15 protein-coding genes are annotated in these 16,395 nt (G+C 49.9%); 4 read left to right on the top strand and 11 right to left on the bottom strand.

Going from position 1 to position 16,395, the window contains the following annotated elements; translation table 11 throughout:
- Positions 1–5: 5 nt before the first annotated feature.
- The 5 genes from VNQ80_RS18555 to ccoN form a co-directional block, all read right to left on the bottom strand.
- Entirely contained in the window at positions 6–206 is a 201-nt protein-coding gene (locus tag VNQ80_RS18555; protein ID WP_325641480.1) for a FixH family protein, read from the bottom strand.
- A 55-nt stretch (positions 207–261) separates the two neighbouring features.
- Positions 262–1,653, bottom strand: coding sequence for a cytochrome c oxidase accessory protein CcoG (ccoG, locus tag VNQ80_RS18550; protein ID WP_325641478.1), 1,392 nt, complete (start codon positions 1,651–1,653; stop codon positions 262–264).
- A gap of 116 nt (positions 1,654–1,769) precedes the next feature.
- Complete coding sequence (locus tag VNQ80_RS18545) at positions 1,770–2,612, bottom strand: cbb3-type cytochrome c oxidase N-terminal domain-containing protein (protein WP_325641476.1); 843 nt, start codon at positions 2,610–2,612, stop codon at positions 1,770–1,772.
- Between the two features lie 12 nt (positions 2,613–2,624).
- Entirely contained in the window at positions 2,625–2,810 is a 186-nt protein-coding gene (locus VNQ80_RS18540; protein WP_325641474.1) for a hypothetical protein, read from the bottom strand.
- A gap of 18 nt (positions 2,811–2,828) precedes the next feature.
- The gene (gene ccoN, locus VNQ80_RS18535) at positions 2,829–4,955 is read right to left on the bottom strand and encodes a cytochrome-c oxidase, cbb3-type subunit I (protein ID WP_325641472.1); all 2,127 of its coding nucleotides are present in this window, start codon (positions 4,953–4,955) and stop codon (positions 2,829–2,831) included.
- A 308-nt stretch (positions 4,956–5,263) separates the two neighbouring features.
- Between ccoN and VNQ80_RS18530 the strand changes: the two genes are divergently transcribed.
- The 3 genes from VNQ80_RS18530 to VNQ80_RS18520 all read left to right on the top strand — a co-directional run bounded on the left by VNQ80_RS18530 (position 5,264) and on the right by VNQ80_RS18520 (position 8,532).
- Positions 5,264–5,548 carry a hypothetical protein gene (locus VNQ80_RS18530; protein WP_325641470.1) on the top strand — a complete coding sequence of 95 codons (285 nt, stop codon included), beginning with the start codon at positions 5,264–5,266 and terminating at the stop codon, positions 5,546–5,548.
- Positions 5,549–5,650: 102 nt separating this feature from the next.
- Complete coding sequence (locus VNQ80_RS18525; RefSeq protein WP_325641468.1) at positions 5,651–7,693, top strand: TonB-dependent receptor plug domain-containing protein; 2,043 nt, start codon at positions 5,651–5,653, stop codon at positions 7,691–7,693.
- Complete coding sequence (locus tag VNQ80_RS18520; protein WP_325641466.1) at positions 7,690–8,532, top strand: DUF4249 domain-containing protein; 843 nt, start codon at positions 7,690–7,692, stop codon at positions 8,530–8,532. Before VNQ80_RS18525 ends, VNQ80_RS18520 begins: the two co-directional genes overlap by 4 nt.
- Positions 8,533–8,584: 52 nt before the next feature.
- Here the strand turns inward: VNQ80_RS18520 and VNQ80_RS18515 are convergent, their stop codons facing one another.
- The 5 genes from VNQ80_RS18515 to VNQ80_RS18495 form a co-directional block, all read right to left on the bottom strand.
- On the bottom strand, positions 8,585–9,907 hold the full coding sequence (locus VNQ80_RS18515) for a hypothetical protein (protein ID WP_325641464.1): 1,323 nt from the start codon (positions 9,905–9,907) through the stop codon (positions 8,585–8,587).
- Positions 9,908–10,042: 135 nt separating this feature from the next.
- Positions 10,043–10,285 carry a cbb3-type cytochrome oxidase assembly protein CcoS gene (gene ccoS / locus VNQ80_RS18510; protein ID WP_325641462.1) on the bottom strand — a complete coding sequence of 81 codons (243 nt, stop codon included), beginning with the start codon at positions 10,283–10,285 and terminating at the stop codon, positions 10,043–10,045.
- The gene (locus VNQ80_RS18505) at positions 10,282–12,696 is read right to left on the bottom strand and encodes a heavy metal translocating P-type ATPase (protein WP_325641460.1); all 2,415 of its coding nucleotides are present in this window, start codon (positions 12,694–12,696) and stop codon (positions 10,282–10,284) included. Before VNQ80_RS18505 ends, ccoS begins: the two co-directional genes overlap by 4 nt.
- A 13-nt stretch (positions 12,697–12,709) precedes the next feature.
- Complete coding sequence (gene hemN / locus VNQ80_RS18500) at positions 12,710–14,080, bottom strand: oxygen-independent coproporphyrinogen III oxidase (protein WP_325641458.1); 1,371 nt, start codon at positions 14,078–14,080, stop codon at positions 12,710–12,712.
- Positions 14,061–14,585 carry a lactate dehydrogenase gene (locus VNQ80_RS18495; protein WP_325641599.1) on the bottom strand — a complete coding sequence of 175 codons (525 nt, stop codon included), beginning with the start codon at positions 14,583–14,585 and terminating at the stop codon, positions 14,061–14,063. The genes hemN and VNQ80_RS18495 overlap by 20 nt, the downstream gene beginning before the upstream one ends.
- Before the next feature lie 207 nt (positions 14,586–14,792).
- On the opposite strand from VNQ80_RS18495, the gene VNQ80_RS18490 reads away from it, so the two are divergent.
- Complete coding sequence (locus tag VNQ80_RS18490; protein WP_325641456.1) at positions 14,793–15,314, top strand: hypothetical protein; 522 nt, start codon at positions 14,793–14,795, stop codon at positions 15,312–15,314.
- A 10-nt stretch (positions 15,315–15,324) separates the two neighbouring features.
- Here the strand turns inward: VNQ80_RS18490 and VNQ80_RS18485 are convergent, their stop codons facing one another.
- Complete coding sequence (locus VNQ80_RS18485) at positions 15,325–16,395, bottom strand: response regulator (RefSeq protein WP_325641452.1); 1,071 nt, start codon at positions 16,393–16,395, stop codon at positions 15,325–15,327.

The following is a 16,395-nucleotide window of genomic DNA, read 5'->3' as shown; positions in this document are numbered from 1 at the left end:
TTTACTTATTGTTTCGGTACACCAATGGTATCGATAGGCTGTTGCAAAGAATCGATGCTACGCAACCGATCATAATTCAGTCCGCGCTCGTAATAGTCTTCGGCAACCAACGAATCGGTATCGGTGCTCACCATATAAATGCCAAATGAGACGATCAACACCATAAAAGACGCCAGCGCAATTACTATTTTTATTCCCCAGTTCATTTTTCTAATGGATAATGGATAGTGGATAATGAACTATCAACTATCAATTGTCAACTCATAAAGGCGGTGCCACAAATGTTGTCTTCAATGTCTCCACGGCCTTTCCGTCTGCCATCACCCCGATTTTCACATTCGTTTTGTATGTCTTGACCGATTGTTGCGGACTGACGAGAAAGAACGTCATTTGTGCCGTCGCTCCTGCTTTCAATACCGTGAGTGGATTAACCATCCGGATGGTCATGTTTTCGTCCAGCACTTCCAGATTAAACGGGATATCACTGCTCGTTTTGTTTATCAACTCCAAACTATAGAGGTTGCTCACCGTCCCGTCATCCAGGAGTTGATACGTGCTACCCCTTGCACGTAGCAACGTTCCATCTACTTGCGACCGGCTGAAAACGAGCCAGCCGAACACGGCAATCAACGCGACAAGCACTACTGTATAGGCAATGGCACGCATATTACCCTTAGATTTCGTGCTGTTATCGCCCGATTTCACATCATCCTCGTCGCCCTCGATTTCACTAACCGAATAGAAACCGATCAGCTGCTTGGGCCGATCGAGCTTTTCCATTACGGCATCGCAGGCATCGATACAAGCCGTACAGCTCACGCACTCCATCTGCAATCCATTGCGGATATCAATACCGGTGGGGCATACCTGCACGCACAGGTTGCAATCTACGCAATCACCCACCGATTGCTCCATACCTTTTTTCCGATGGCCGCGGGGTTCCCCTCGACGATGATCATAGGCAATGGTAACGCTCTTGTCGTCCATCAGCACGCTCTGCAATCGCCCATAGGGGCATATCGTTGTGCAGACGATTTCGCGCAAGTAAGCGAATACGCCGTAAAATACCAATGTAAACAGTACAATGGCAACGAACCCACCGAGGTGCTGGCTGATAGGATCCGTCATGATTTTCCAGAGGCCTTCAACGCCGATAATATAGGCTAGGAAGAGGTTTGAAATCGCGAAGGAAATTATTAGGAAGACGGTATGTTTTAGGCCCTTTTTGGCATATTTAGCCGTATTATTGGGTGCCTTATCTAACTTCTTCTGCTGCAACCAATCGCCTTCTATAAGAAATTCGATCCTGCGGAATACCAGTTCCATGAAGATGGTCTGCGGACAGGCCCATCCGCACCAAACGCGACCATACACCGCGGTGAAGAGGACAATGCATACCATGGCAATGAGCATCCCAAAGACGAAGATATGCAAATCCTGCGGCCAAAACACGCTCCCGAACAACACGAACTTACGTTCGAGGATGTTGAAGAGCAAGAGCGGTTCTCCGGCAACCTTGACAAACGGCGCGGCCAAGAAAAACACCAGAAGTGCATATCCGACCCATTGCCGGCGATTGAACCATTTTCCACCCGGCTTCTTCGCATAAATCCACTCACGCTTCGTTTTCACCTCGCTCGTTGCTGTTGCCATTCGCTGTTTACTTTTTCGCTGTTTGCTCGCTGCTTTTTTGCCTTTTGCGGTTTGCTTTCTGCTGTTTACCCTTCAATCCTTACTCCTCAAATCCTTAGTCCTTAAACCCTTGCTCCTTACTCACCAACCGATGCCGTTTCCACTGTGGAGATATCCGATATTTGCTGATACTCCACCTTTTCGCCTTGTGGCTCCTTCCCATTCGGGGGGTTACTACCTCGTAACGAAACGATATAATTGCTCACTTCGGCAATCTGCGCTGGCGTAAGGCTTTGCTCCCAAGGCACCATACCTTTATCCAACACCCCATACTTGATTACCCGGAACACATCCTGTACCTCGCCGCCGTGAAGCCAGTATTCGTCCGTGAGATTAGGGCCAATCCCCCCCTCTCCCATGCCGCCGTGGCAGGCTGCGCAGTTCTGTGTAAAGATGGCCATCCCGGCTGCCACGGTCTCGGGGCGTACGTCGAGTGTCACCGTATTCTCATCGATATTATTCGCTGTTTGTGCCAGCCACTCCTGCCGCGCCTGTTCCGCACGCGCCATCTCCCGTGTGTACTCCTCGTCTTGGGTGGCGCCCCAACCGAAAACGTGGTATACGCAAAGATACACCACGGCAAATGCCAAGCTGGCGTAAAACATGCCGTTGAACCATGCAGGCACCGGGTTATCGAGTTCTGTGATACCGTCGTACTCGTGATCAATCACCAAATCCTTTTCCTCGGCCATCGGCCGAAGCCCCATGAGCTTATTCCACCACTGTCGACGGCTGTCGCGGCGTGCCTGCTTCGCTGCGACCTTGGTGGTTTCTTCATCGGCCAGCACATGCGGCATGGTAACACGTACCATCACCCGTAAGGCTCGCAATACCATTAATGCGGCAAGTAGGATGACCAGCATTACCACCACCAAAGCAACAGTGAGGATATCTTGGTTTATATTTCCAATTGTGTTCATTGTCCGCTGTATTTAGTTTATAGAATCCTCGTCTGAATGCTCCCCGTCATCCATCGGGATGCCTTTCATATACTCGGCATCGTCTTTCCGCATCCGGAAAAGGCGGATGCCTATGGTAATGAAGAAGAGGAGGAATATCCATAGCGATGCGATAAGGTACCACTCATTGCCGCTCAAATCTGTTATTTGCCTAAACATAGTCGTTTGTTTAAAATACTAATCGTTCGTTGCCGTCGCTGCCGGCGTATTGATATCTGTTCCCAGCCGTTGCAGGTAAGCAATGAGCGCAACAATTTCCCGATCTGGCCGTACATTCACGCCCTGCCCGTTGAGGTCAGCCGCAATCGCTTCAGCCTGTTCCCGGAGATCAGCATCTGCGTTATTGATATCGTCATCGGTATAGGGCACGCCCAATAGCCTCATGGCATTCAACTTGGCTGTGGTTGTGCTCGCATCCAGTGTTTGCTCAATGAGCCACGGATAGGGTGGCATGATGCTGCCCGGCGAAGTGATGGTGGGATCGAGCATGTGGTCGAAATGCCACTTATTCGGGTATTTCTTGCCGATACGGTGCAAGTCGGGACCTGTGCGCTTGGACCCCCACAGGAACGGGTGGTCGTAAACGAATTCACCAGCCTTGCTGTACTCACCGTAACGCACCGTTTCCGAACGGAAGGGGCGGACAGTCTGCGTGTGGCAGTTCACACACCCTTCACGAATATACAAGTCGCGCCCTTGGATTTCCAACGCTGTATAAGGTTGCACGCTGGCAATGGTGGGCACATTGGAAGAAATCATGAAGGTGGGCATCATCTGCACCATACCACCAATGAGAATGGTAATCAAAGCGATTATCAGAAACAGGATAGGCTTGCGTTCCAGCCTGCGGTGGGCCGCGCGTTCGTTGACCACCACGGGTGTTAGTTCGGGCGCCTCAGCCGGCTCATTGGCCAGCAATCGCCCTTTCTTCATGGTTTTTACCAGGTTATACGTCATCATAAGTGCACCCGCCAGGTAGAGGGCACCTCCGATAGCCCGCAGCATGTGCATGGGGATGATCTGGAGCGTAGTTGCCAAGAAATTGGGATATTTCAACACGCCCTCGGGCGTGAATTCCTTCCACATCAACCCCTGCACCACGGCAGCCCAGTACATCGGGATGGCATAGAACAGGATGCCAAGGGTGCCGATCCAGAAGTGTGCCGAGGCCAGTTTTTTCGAATACAGCTCCGTTTTATAGATACGCGGTATGAGCCAGTAGAGGATGGCAAAGGTCATGAAACCGTTCCACCCCAAGGCACCCACGTGTACGTGAGCCACAATCCAGTCGGTAAAATGTGCGATGGCGTTCACCTTTTTCAGCGACAGCATAGGACCTTCGAAGGTAGCCATACCATAGGCGGTGAGTGCTACTACCATAAACTTCAGTGTCGGTTCATTACGCACCTTATCCCACGCGCCACGTAACGTGAGCAGCCCGTTGATCATCCCGCCCCAGCTGGGTGCGATGAGCATGATGGAAAAGGCTACGCCGAGTGATTGCACCCATTCTGGCAAAGAGGTGTACAGCAGGTGGTGTGGTCCTGCCCAGATATAAATGAAAATCAGTGACCAGAAGTGAAGGATACTGAGTTTATATGAATAGATCGGGCGGTTGGCCATTTTGGGGAGGAAATAGTACATCAACCCCAGGTAGGGCGTAGTGAGGAAAAACGCCACGGCATTATGGCCATACCACCACTGCACGAGCGCGTCCTGTACGCCGGCGTAGAGGTAATAACTTTTCCACATGGAAATAGGCAACTGTGCGGAGTTGACAATGTGCAAGACGGCCACTGTAACGAAGGTAGCGATGTAAAACCAGATGGCTACGTACATGTGCCGCTCACGCCGCTTGATGATGGTACCGAACATGTTGATGCCGAACACGACCCAGATGATGGTGATGCCCACATCGATGGGCCACTCCAGCTCGGCGTATTCGTGCGACGTGGTGAGGCCCAACGGCAACGTGATGGCCGCTGCGAGGATGATGAGCTGCCAGCCCCAGAAGTGCACGCGGCTCAGGAAATCGCTGTACATGCGGGCCTTGAGCAGCCGCTGCAGCGAATAGTAGACTCCCATGAAGATTCCATTGCCCACAAATGCAAAAATCACCGCATTGGTGTGTAATGGGCGAATCCGCCCAAATGTGGTGTATTGCAGGTCGAAGTTCATGAATGGCCACACGAGTTGTACGGCGACCAACAAGCCGACGGACATACCCACGATACCCCACACAATCGTGGCAATCGCGAAGTTTCTGACAATTTTGTTGTCGTAGTTAAATTTAGTTAGCTGCATGGATGAACGTTATTTTTCTGGCGGTAAAATTACTGTCATCGCAGTGTCAGCCGAATGATGGGTATCGGGTTTAAAAGTAATGGTGGTCACTATTTATCATCCTGTCACTACCTGTGCTTCAGCCGTGTCTCATCCCTGCCCCATCCCATGTATATCCCAGTGATATCCGTATGTACCTCGATAAAAAAGCCAAAACACGACGTTTCATCGGGAAACCATCGGGAAGGTATCGGGAAAAACGATGTTATGGCCGTGCAATAGCTGGCGGTTAACCGCGAATTTATTACCTTTGAGATAGTATAATCGCTATGGATATTTTTGACTTCAAAGACTCATTGAAACACGACACCCCTCCAATTGGCCTTACTGTACAGTTGGAAGCCTTATGGCATGATGGCAGGGGCGACTGGGACAAGGCACACGATTTAATCGACGATCTGGACGACCAGCAGTCTGCACATGTGCATGCTTACCTGCACCGCAAGGAAGGCGACCTGTGGAATGCCGACTACTGGTACCGACGAGCTAAGCGCCAACGCTACGCCGGCACATTGGAGGAAGAATGGGAAGAATTGATCACATTGCTGTTATAGCCGGCAATCTTTCTATCCGTCAACCTATCATCACAAATGAACCTTCGTTGCTCATGTGGTATGTTTCTTTTGCTATTGGCTTGCGGGCCTATTAGCCGTGCCATGGCCAAGCAGGATTCGCTGGTTCGCGACACCACCAGGCAGTTGAATGAAGTTGAAATCCACCGTTTCAAAAGCGAAGTGATCCGGAACAAGCTTGGCATGCAACGCATCGATATTTCGGATATGGCACTTACACCCCGGATGCTCGGCGAAATAGATCCGTTGAAAAGCCTGAAGACATTGCCTGGTATTGGCAACGGTGGCGATGGGAACGCCGGGCTGTATATTCGGGGTGCCGAACCGGGGCATAACCTCATCAGGCTTAACGACATGACGATTTTTAATCCCAACCACCTGATGGGCCTCTTTTCGGTGTTTAACCCCGAAGCTATACAACACATGGCAATCTATCGGGGGGCTCCACCAGCCGACTGCTTCGGGAGGATTTCTTCCTACATCGACTTACAAAGCAATTGGCAACGCCCGGATAGCACCCGCACCGTGCTGTCGCTCGGATTGCTCCACGCCAATGCGGGAATAAAAACGACACTATCCGGCAGTTGGTGGTTGGATTTGCAATTCCGAAAGACCTTTATGAACCAGACATTATGGCCGTTACTGAAACGGATTACCCCCAGCGACAAGACCCTTAGCCGAACGGCATACGATCTCTACGACATCAACATCAATACCGCGGTGACGTTAAAGCCCGGAGTCCTGTCTCTTTCGTTATACCACGGCGGTGATGATTTTGGTTTCGCCCTGCAGCGTGAAGGCGTAAACCAGCAAATGGATTGGCGGAATACGGCTGTACGTATCAAATTGGACCGGCAAATGCCTCCTACTCAGAAAATTTCCTACCAAATGGCCTATAGCCATTACCGGTTTAATTTCGGTTTAGCAGATGGCGTTTCCGTTGTATCGCTCACCAATCAAATTGGCAATGTACAGGGGGGTGTCAAATGGTCCCATAGCCAACCCCACTGGCGGGTTACAGCCGGCGCCCATGCAGCCACATACCGCATTCACCCGTTGGAACCCCGGATTTACAACAGCGGCGCACCGCTAAACACGAGCTCGCTGGAGCAACAGCAGGCGCATGAAGTACAAACCTTTGCCGACGCTCTCTTCCAATTCACGGATGGGTTCTCGGCACAGGCCGGGCTTTCCTATACCTATTTCAATGGGGGGAATCGTTCTGTCTCTGCAACTGCAAGCCGCCTGGGGTATCACAACCTAGACCCGACATTGAGCCTCACTTACCAATTTTTGCCAGCTTACCATATAGCAGCATCTTGGCATCGGAGCCATCAAGCACTACATTTCCTCCCGCTTACGAGCAGTAGTCTGCCGGCCGACTTCTGGGTGAGCAGCGACATGGATACCGCACCAAGTACAGCCGAGCAAGCAGCGGTGGGGATATATGGCCGTTGGCTTGATACCGGATGGGAAGCATACGCAGAAATATTCGACAGGAAAATGAACAATTTGTACGAATATAATGGACAGTTGCTGAATTTATTTGACGAGGAAGGAACAGCCGGAAAGTTGCTTACGGGGGGCGGCCGGAGCTATGGTATTGAACTTCACCTGAAAAAAAACCGGGGTGCCCTGAAAGGATACCTTAGCTATACGCTTTCGCGGAGTTTTCGACAGTTCCCGGACATCGAAGAAAACCGGATGTACCCATTCAAATACGACCGCCCAAACCAGTTTCATGGGGTAGCTCAATTTCAACTGAACAAACGTTGGATCGCCAATGCTTATTTTACGTATAGCGACGGCAGCAATTTTACCCCTGAAACCGGCCGGTATTTTCTTGGCAATAATGTGGTATCTGAATACGGTGCTTACCACAGTGCTCGCCTTCCCGCGTACCACCGCCTTGATATCGGGGCTACCTATTCATTTCGCAACACCAAGCGGTGGGAACAGGAGATCAATATCAGCGTCATTAACCTTTATAACCGAATGAATGCCCTTTTTCAGTATTATGAATTTGCGGGGCAATTACATGGGGACCGTCCGTACATACAAACAACGAGTGAGTTATTTGCTATTCTTCCCCTATTGCCCTCCATTAGTTATACGATAAGATTATGAAATCCGGTTACTTATTCCTGTTTGCGTTACTGGCCATGCTATCGCTTGGTTGCTCACCTAGCGATATAGCCGACCGCGCGCAGTACCAACCCAAATTTGTGGTTGAAGGTTCCATATCATTGGGCGAGTTTCCAAAAGTGGCGCTTACGCATAACCTTCCAGTTTCAATCCCCATCGATTCTTCGCGGCTTGAAGCCATTATCATACGCTGGGCAAAGGTAGAGGTATTCAGCGAGGATGACCACGAGGTACTCACCTTGGTTAAAACGGCCAACGGCTTTCCCTTTTACCACTATGTAGGGCGTACACTTCGTGGCCGCGAAGGGATAGATTACCACTTACGCATCACGTATGCCGATGAGCTTATTGAAGCAACAACCACGATTCCAGCCATGCCGAAAATCGACAAGCTGAGCTTTAGTGAAGCGGGCGATAGCGTACGGTTGCTGCAACTATCATTTACTGATCCGGAAGAAAGCAAAGATTTTTATCGGTTTTATGGTAAGCTGAAGGGCGAGCCGCATTACGCCTCTTTTACACCCGCCGGATTGGCGGATGACCTTGCAAACGGACAGTCGGTCTCATTGAGGCTATTTAGAAACCGAACATCGAATATCTCCCCCGATGTGGAGATGTATTACAAAATTGGTGATACCGTACAAATCCGGCTTGCTACAATGCCCGAAGATGCCTTTAGGTTCTGGAAACAAGTCAACGCGTTAACGGGGCAGCTCCCCTCATTGGGAAGCCCGGTACGTATCCAAGGAAATATTAGTGGGCCGGCTTTAGGAATTTGGTACGGGGAAGCTTATGACGAAAAGTCCGCAATCATCAATTAAGAAAGGCCGGTGTCGACCGGCCTTTCTTAATTGAGAACGAGTTAAAAAGCAACTAGTCAAATTTTTCAATCAAGTCTTCGAGGTCGGAAATCAACCTATCAAACCCGGTATCCGCAAAATCTTCGAAACTGACTCTTGACTCGTCGCCAAAAACCAAGACAGGCTCATAATCGTAATAAATATCACAAATGCCATCGTAGCAATATTTGTCTTCGTACACTTGAAAATCCACAGTGGCAATCCGTTGTTCGGTACTCAGGTTAACGGCTACAAATTTGCTGTATTTTTTCAGGGCATCTACTTCGGCCTCCGTTAGCTGTTTATCTACTGCCTCATATTGTGTTTGGTACTTGCGATAAGCTTCATCATATGCGGCTTCTGCGGCGGCGTATTCTGCGCTTCCCCAAGTTTCGTTCCCTGTAAAGTAGTCGTAATAATCCGGATAATCGGGATATTCCAAGTTAGGCAGCGCGCTGATAAATTTCCTGACATCAAAGAAACCTAGGAGTTGGACATTTCCGAGCCTAATCGAGGCGTTGGATGCACCGACCAGGTCTTCAAGATTATCTTCATCCTCAAATGTATCCATGTTGTAATTGCGCGTTTCCGCTTCAAGGCTAGCCGCTATCAGTTCTTCGCCATTCACTGAAAATTTAACTTCTGCTTTTGTCGTACTGCCTTTTTCTGCCAGCAGTGTTGCTTTATAGCCACCCATGGTCAGCGTTACATCAATGTTTTTGGGTAGCCCATCGCTTTCGTAGGCATAAGATGAAACCAGCTTAAGCACTTCCTCACCGGCTACCTTCAATGACGCGTTTACCGCGGTAGGCAGTTCTAGTGATTCACCATCGATATCGATGACCTGTCCATTGCTCGTATAGGCTATGGTCAATACCGCATTGTTGGTTTGCGCGTTGGCCAATGCGGGAAAGCGAAGTTCCAACTTTTCAGATGAAGCGGTTTTATCCCAATCGCCCGTTTGGTGATTATATTCGTAAATACCATAGGCATTATTCAGGGTCACATCGGCCTCGGCAACCGTTGTCAATGTACGGCCTATCGCGGCTACTTTGTTTGGCTGACGCCCTATTCGTGCAACCGCTGAAAGGGTAATGTCTACATCGGGCATATTGAGATCTGCCAGTGTATTGAGCGCCTTGATGGCATCGGCATCGGGTAAAGCTTCCAGCTTTTTGACAACGGAACGTCCTTCGTCTTCAACAAATTTTTTATTGGCTGTTACCCCCTCTTTGTTGTACGGCAATTCGAATCCATCGTCCGGGTCGATTACGGAGCCGGGCTTGTCCTTCTTGCAAGCGCCAAACACAATAACAGCGACCAAAAATAAGCTTGAAATTGTTAAATGTTTAGTCATCAGTGATTAATTGAAATTTTTAAAAAAAGTGAATTCATAGAAGAAAACTTGGTTGATATCCATATGCCGGCGAAGATAGGTATCGCTAATGTTTTGGGAAATACCCAGTAGTGGGTATATTTTCCGGAGGTGTGTTTAAACCACCTTTTCACCCATTTTTACGGTTCTGTCACCAGTCTCATGATGTGCGTCGTCCACCTCGTCGTCCCCCGCTTCGGTTTCAACTTCTTGGCACTCCACCTCATCCTCAAACAGAATCCGTACGGATGGCGTATAGGTATCGTCATGCTGTCCGGTTTTGTTGGCCCAAAAGAAGGCTGCCAGAAATATCAAGGCGATGAACACGCTGCAGCCGATGAGAAAAAAGATAGCGCTCATGATACCTTCTCGGTTAATTGTTTTCTAACAGCATACACCCGGGTGGCCACCGTGGTGAATCCGATAATAGTAACGGTGCTCAATGGCATAAGGATGGCGGCAAACAGGGGCGACATGGTGCCTGTTACGGCAAAGCTCAGGCCTACAACATTATAAACCAGCGAAATACCGAAGCTCATATGGATAACTTTGCGTACATCTTTCGCAAAACTGAAAAAGCGCGGCAGCATCGCAAACGAACGGCCATCCAATACCGCATCGCAACCCGGCGAAAAGTTGTTGATGTCGTCGCTCACCGCCACCCCCAAATTGGCCTGTTTCAAAGCGCCGGCATCATTAAGGCCATCGCCAAACATACATACCGATTTGCCCCCTTCCTGCAACGTCCGGATATATTCCAGTTTCTCGATTGGCAGACGGTTGAACAGCAATGCAGACTGCCGGGGAAATATGGCGCGCAAGTGCTCGCGGTCTTTGTCGTGATCGCCAGATACCAGGTTCAGTGTATAACCGGTTGCCAGCTGGCCCATAACCTCCTCTAGCTGCGGTCGCCAAGGCTGCGCAGCTACCAGGCAGCCTTTCACACGGCCATCGATGGCGATGTAAACATGGCTTCCACGCACTGTATCACCCGGTGTGTACATGGCTCCTACGAACGTGCTGCTACCCACACGTACGTCATGGCCAGCCACCACGGCTTCAATCCCTTTGCCTGTTATTTCCTGGAAACCACTTACGCGCATCGGGGCAACCGATCCACCCCAATTGACCAGCTCACGGCTGAGCGGGTGGCTGGAGTTCTGCGCCACGGCCACCACCATGGCCAGCTCATCGGGCGTCAGCTCGCCATCGAAAGACATCCGCGACGCATTCGGTGAGGAGATGGTCCCCGTTTTGTCGAATACGAGGCAGTCAATTGCCGCCAGCTGTTCAATCGCCGCGGTATTTTTTACATAGAAACGGTTCCGGTCGAAAATGCTGAGTGCAGCCGACAGCGTAAATGGACCGCTCAAGGCCAATGCGCACGGGCAGCCTATGATCAATACGGCAGTGAATGCACCCCACGCTTTTGCCGCGTTGCCCTGAAAAAACCAATATGCCATGGCGAAGATGGCAATGGTAAGCAACACAATTGTAAAATACCGGCTCACTACGTTACTAAACGTCCGGAACTTCCGCTCATACGGTTTAAAAGCCTCGTTGTTCCATAGCCGGGTTAGGTAACTTTGCGATACGGCCTTCACCACTTCCAACTCAATGGCTTCGCCCAGCTGCCGACCGCCGGCATAGATAATCTCGCCGAGCACTTTCTGCACCGGCTCAGATTCGCCGGTAACAAAGCTGAAGTCGATATCGGCGTCTCCTTTCAGGAGGATGGCATCAGCAGGGACGATTTCGCCGTTGCGGACGAGCAGCCGGTCGCCCACCCGGATGTCCGCAAGGGGTATTGGCTTCATCACGCCGTCGATGACGCGTGTTACTGCGACCGGAAAATAGGAGCGGTAGTCGCGCTCAAACGAAATGTGGTGATAGGTACGTTGCTGCACCCACCTGCCCACCAACAGAAAGAACACGAGCCCACAGAGGGTATCCGCAAACCCGGGGCCGCTGCCCGAGAAAACTTCCCAAGCGGTCCGGGCAAATAATACTGCGATACCGAGGGCCAGTGGCACATCGAGGTTGAGCTGTCGCTGACGGAGGCTATGCCATGCCGAGGTAAAGTAGTCCCGCCCGCTATATAGCAGGACGGGAAGCGAGAAGGCGAAATTCATCCACCCAAAGAATGTCGCGTACTTCGCCTCAAAGGCTGCCATGCCGAAATATTCGGGAAAGCTCAACATCATGGAGTTGCCGAAGCAGAACCCTGCAACGGCTATTTTGGCGACCAGTCCGCTTTGGGAAAACTTGCGGCCCGCCTTTACCACATCCTGCAAAGTGATTTTGGGTGCATACCCAATATCATCCAACAACTCGACCAGTCCGCGTACAGGTAGCTCCTGGTGCTTGAACGTAATGTTTACCTGCTTCTTCATGAAGTCGCTTTGCGACCTCACGACCGCCGGATTTAGCTTGTAAAGATGCTCAAGCAGCCAGATGCAGGAACTGCAGTGGATAGCCGGGACGTAGAAGGTTATCACAGTGATTTCTTCGTTTTTAAAATCAACAAGCTTATCGGCAATCACCGGCTCGTCCAGGTATTCATAGCGGTTGCCGTATTCGGCTTTCTTTTTACCGGGATGCGCGTTATAACGGTAATATTGCTGCATATTGTTTCCGCTCAGTATGCGGTATACACTCTGGCAGCCCACGCAGCAAAACTCATGGCCATCAGCCTCATACCCGGCGTGCAACACCGCATCGCCGCAATGAAAACACCGGGTATTTTTCGAAGCTTTGGTTCCTACAGCCATTTGTTTTCAGTTATTAAACCGCACTGCTGAACAACGGTTGTGTATATTGCTTTTCGTGGAGCCGCTCGTCAAAGGCCATGCAGACATTGCGCAAAAAGGAGAAACCCGTTGGAGTGACCTGTATATGCATACCATCCACTTCAACCAGTCCATCAACTACCAGTGATGCCAAGCGTTCCAAGATTGGCGCCGCCTGCGCAACGGGCATGTCTAGCGCGGTGCCCCCCTGGCACATGATTTCGAGGATATGTTTCCTTATCGTGAGGTCCATATCAGAAAGTACGTGGCCTTTGAACACGGGGAGTTCACCCCTATTCACCCGCAATGTATATGTTTCGACCGTTTTCTCATTCTGTGCAAAAGCCGTCCACGAATCGCTTATGGATGATACGCCGAGGCCGATGAGTAGGGGCGAATACCGATCGGTATAACCCATGAAGTTACGGTGAAGCTTGCCGTTTGTCGCCGCGATACAGAGGGCATCTTGGGGCAGGGCGAAATGGTCCATGCCTACATCACGGTAACCGGCGTCAGCGATAAGTGCCTTACCGAGGCTGTAGAGCGCCAGTTTTTCTTGCCCTTTGGGAATATCTGCCTCGGTATAATGCCGCTGACCGGGTTGCATCCACGGCACATGCGCATAGCTATAAAACGATATGCGGTCGGGACGCATGGCGAGTGATGTCGTGATGGTTTCATTTACGGTCTTCGCGGTCTGCAACGGAAGGCCGTAGATGAGATCGAAGTTGATGGAAGTATAGCCGATGCGGCGGGCGTCTAATATCACCCGCCGTACATCGGCTTCGGTCTGCCAACGGTTGATAACGCGTTGTACATCGGGATCGAAATCCTGTATACCCAAGCTCAGTCGCCGGAAGCCGGCGTCAAAAAGTGTTTGCAAGTGCGCTTCCGTAGTATTGGCCGGATGGGCTTCGAAGGAAAAAGAGGGGTTTGGCAATATGTGGCATCCCTGCAGCATCCCATCCATGAGCCGTTGTAGCTGTGCGGGACTGAAAAATGTGGGCGTGCCGCCACCGAGGTGTATTTCGCTGATGGGGATTGCCGTGGTGCCGAGTAGATTGCGGTACAACTGCCATTCGGCCAGTACCGCATCGATATACGGTGCTTCGACACCGTGATTTTTCGTGATGCGTTTATTGCAACCGCAATAGGTACATAACCTTTCGCAAAAAGGAAGATGGATGTAGATAGCAATGCCTTGCGAAGACGAGGCTTGGAAGCGTGCCCGGACATGGCTGGTCCAATGTTCGGAAGTCCATGTGGATTCTTCCCAGTACGGCACGGTGGGATAACTGGTATACCTCGGTGCCGCCACATTGTAGCGTCCGACCAATGCTGCGTTATCAATTTCCTGTTTGACCATATCGATAGTGATTTGCCCGGTGGTTGTCAGCTTCCGTTTTCACTTTTTTTTTATCCATTTCACAGACCTTCTGGCAACAACACGCCGTGCCTACACATTTTCCGGCACCCCACGCATTGAGGTTACGTATGGTTTGCTTGGCAATATTTTCGATCGACTGGTCTGTATCCGGTACGTTGGCCACCTTAAAATCCATTCGCGTTGCTTCCTTCAGATCGATATGCGTGGTGGCTTTAGACCGGGTAATGATTTTTGTTACCCCGGCGTGCTTCAATTCCCATAGCATCTTACGGTCTACAATGTCATACGGAGACACGATCACAGCCTCCTTCCCCAAGGCATACGACACTGTCCGTTCATTCAATTCATTGGAAATCAAAGTCAGATCGTGTTTCTTGCCATTAGCCAGCGCCAAGCTTTCCTTTTCTTGTGGCTTTATGCTGTAAGCGATTGCTTTCATCCGTCCGTACGCATCCTTAGGTAAATAATTTCCCTCATTGTTCATTGTTTCCAAAGCTACGGCGGTATACTAGCGGCGGCAATGCATGGTGTCAGTCGAAAAAGTGATATCGGTTACAATTTTTTAATTTACGTTTGAGTAGTTTGGCGGGAATAGCAGCTGTCATCGCTTACATTTCCTTCATTTTTATAGGCAATTGCCCATGAAAAAACCGTAAATTTGGTAATACTAATTAAACCAATGATTATGATTATGAAGCCAAAATTAATCCCCGTGATGTTGCTGTTTTTAGCGATATGCAACGGATCGATAGGTCAAACCATCTTTGAAAACACCAAGTTTAAATTTCAAGCATCCATTCCCGACGATTGGAGATTACATCAGGAAATCAAAGGGGACTCACTCAATTACACGATCGTTGGATGGGGATTACCGAAAGTATATACCGAAATAGATAAACACGAAGTTGAAAATGCGGTTTCTATCACGGCTATTGAACATCCCAAGATAAAAAACGTCGACGACTTAGTCAAAGCAGAGTTCAATAGAGTTAAAAATATGTCAATCATACTAAATCAGGTACAGATCGACTCTGTCGAACACACAGCCTACATTACAAATACGCTGAGGGAAAAGGTTTCATATGTATCCCAACAGTATTTCGTTTTTAAAAATGGCATCGGTTATATCATCACGTTCACGGCGACACCGGGGACGTTCAGCATCAATATTCCCAAGTTTGAGGAATTTTATAAAACGGTCATTATACATTAGCAGCATTTCCCTACTGCTTGATGTTCTTCAGTTTCTTGATCGATAAAATCCGGATGGCGTTTCCCTCTTTGGCGATCAGCTTTTCATCCTTAAAATCAGCCAACATCCGGCTGATGGTCTCATTGGCTGTGCCGGCCAGCGAGGCCAGGTCATCCCGCGATATACGGATGAGGCATTCATCGTCGGTTGCTCCCGCCAGCGTCTTTCCGGCCACGTGAATCAACGCATTGGCCACACGTTTGCGGACTGAATCGTAGGCGAAGGCCAGCAGTTGAACTTCCTTGCCCCGGATATTGCCCGAGAGCAACTTAATGAATTTGCTGGCTATACCGGGCTTCCGATAAAGTAGCTCGAAAAAATTGTCGCGATCGATGAGTGCCAATTCACTATCTTCAAGTGCTTCGGCATTGTCTGTATAGGGTTGCTGGAGCAATATGGCGCCGTAACCGAAGAACGAACCATCCACATGGATATCGGTAGCTAGCTCCCGGCCGTCCAAGTAGGACAGGAACCGACGTATTCTCCCTTTTTTGACGAAATAAACATACAGCGGCGTGTCACCTTCCTGATAGATGAATTGCTTTTTCTTATAGCTTTTCGTGCGTGAGCGTTGCACGAGTTCCTGCAACAGCAGGTCCTGCTCTTCATCGCTCAAACGAAGGTCTTTATTAGGCTCCAGCTCCGGCCCAAGTTGCTTGCGCTTTTTTAAGCGCGTCTCTATGGCATTCAACAGCTCGATGTCATCAAACGGTTTGGTGAGGTAATCATCCGCACCCAGTTCCATTGCTTTGCGCATATCCGCCCGCTCGGCCTTGGCCGTGAGGAAAATAAAGGGTATCGTGGCAGTCTGTTGGTTTTTAGACAACATAAACAACACGCCGAATCCATCCAGCTCGGGCATCATGATATCACATAGGATGACGTCGGGCAGATGCTTCAGCGCCAACTCGACACCGGTTTTCCCTTCCGGTGCTTCGTACACCTGATAGCCCGTCAGCTCCAAAATTTCACGGGTGCTTTCTCGGATATCGTCGTTGTCTTCAATAATCAGTACAGTTGTTTGTTTAGTTGGTGTAGACAT

The organism is Parapedobacter sp., assembly GCF_035556095.1.
Taxonomy (GTDB): Bacteria; Bacteroidota; Bacteroidia; order Sphingobacteriales; family Sphingobacteriaceae; genus Parapedobacter.
The sequence above is the reverse complement of the archived record's forward strand: the minus strand, read 5'-3'. Positions and strand labels throughout refer to the sequence as shown.

Bases quoted from the DNA above. Each gene is read 5' to 3' on its own strand.
- VNQ80_RS18555 (WP_325641480.1), bottom strand. From the start codon at position 206: ATGAACTGGGGAATAAAAATAGTAATTGCGCTGGCGTCTTTTATGGTG.
- ccoG (WP_325641478.1), bottom strand. From the start codon at position 1,653: ATGGCAACAGCAACGAGCGAGGTGAAAACGAAGCGTGAGTGGATTTAT.
- VNQ80_RS18545 (WP_325641476.1), bottom strand. From the start codon at position 2,612: ATGAACACAATTGGAAATATAAACCAAGATATCCTCACTGTTGCTTTG.
- VNQ80_RS18540 (WP_325641474.1), bottom strand. From the start codon at position 2,810: ATGTTTAGGCAAATAACAGATTTGAGCGGCAATGAGTGGTACCTTATC.
- ccoN (WP_325641472.1), bottom strand. From the start codon at position 4,955: ATGCAGCTAACTAAATTTAACTACGACAACAAAATTGTCAGAAACTTC.
- VNQ80_RS18530 (WP_325641470.1), top strand. From the start codon at position 5,264: ATGGATATTTTTGACTTCAAAGACTCATTGAAACACGACACCCCTCCA.
- VNQ80_RS18525 (WP_325641468.1), top strand. From the start codon at position 5,651: ATGGCCAAGCAGGATTCGCTGGTTCGCGACACCACCAGGCAGTTGAAT.
- VNQ80_RS18520 (WP_325641466.1), top strand. From the start codon at position 7,690: ATGAAATCCGGTTACTTATTCCTGTTTGCGTTACTGGCCATGCTATCG.
- VNQ80_RS18515 (WP_325641464.1), bottom strand. From the start codon at position 9,907: ATGACTAAACATTTAACAATTTCAAGCTTATTTTTGGTCGCTGTTATT.
- ccoS (WP_325641462.1), bottom strand. From the start codon at position 10,285: ATGAGCGCTATCTTTTTTCTCATCGGCTGCAGCGTGTTCATCGCCTTG.
- VNQ80_RS18505 (WP_325641460.1), bottom strand. From the start codon at position 12,696: ATGGCTGTAGGAACCAAAGCTTCGAAAAATACCCGGTGTTTTCATTGC.
- hemN (WP_325641458.1), bottom strand. From the start codon at position 14,080: ATGGTCAAACAGGAAATTGATAACGCAGCATTGGTCGGACGCTACAAT.
- VNQ80_RS18495 (WP_325641599.1), bottom strand. From the start codon at position 14,585: ATGAACAATGAGGGAAATTATTTACCTAAGGATGCGTACGGACGGATG.
- VNQ80_RS18490 (WP_325641456.1), top strand. From the start codon at position 14,793: ATGAAGCCAAAATTAATCCCCGTGATGTTGCTGTTTTTAGCGATATGC.
- VNQ80_RS18485 (WP_325641452.1), bottom strand. From the start codon at position 16,395: ATGTCTACACCAACTAAACAAACAACTGTACTGATTATTGAAGACAAC.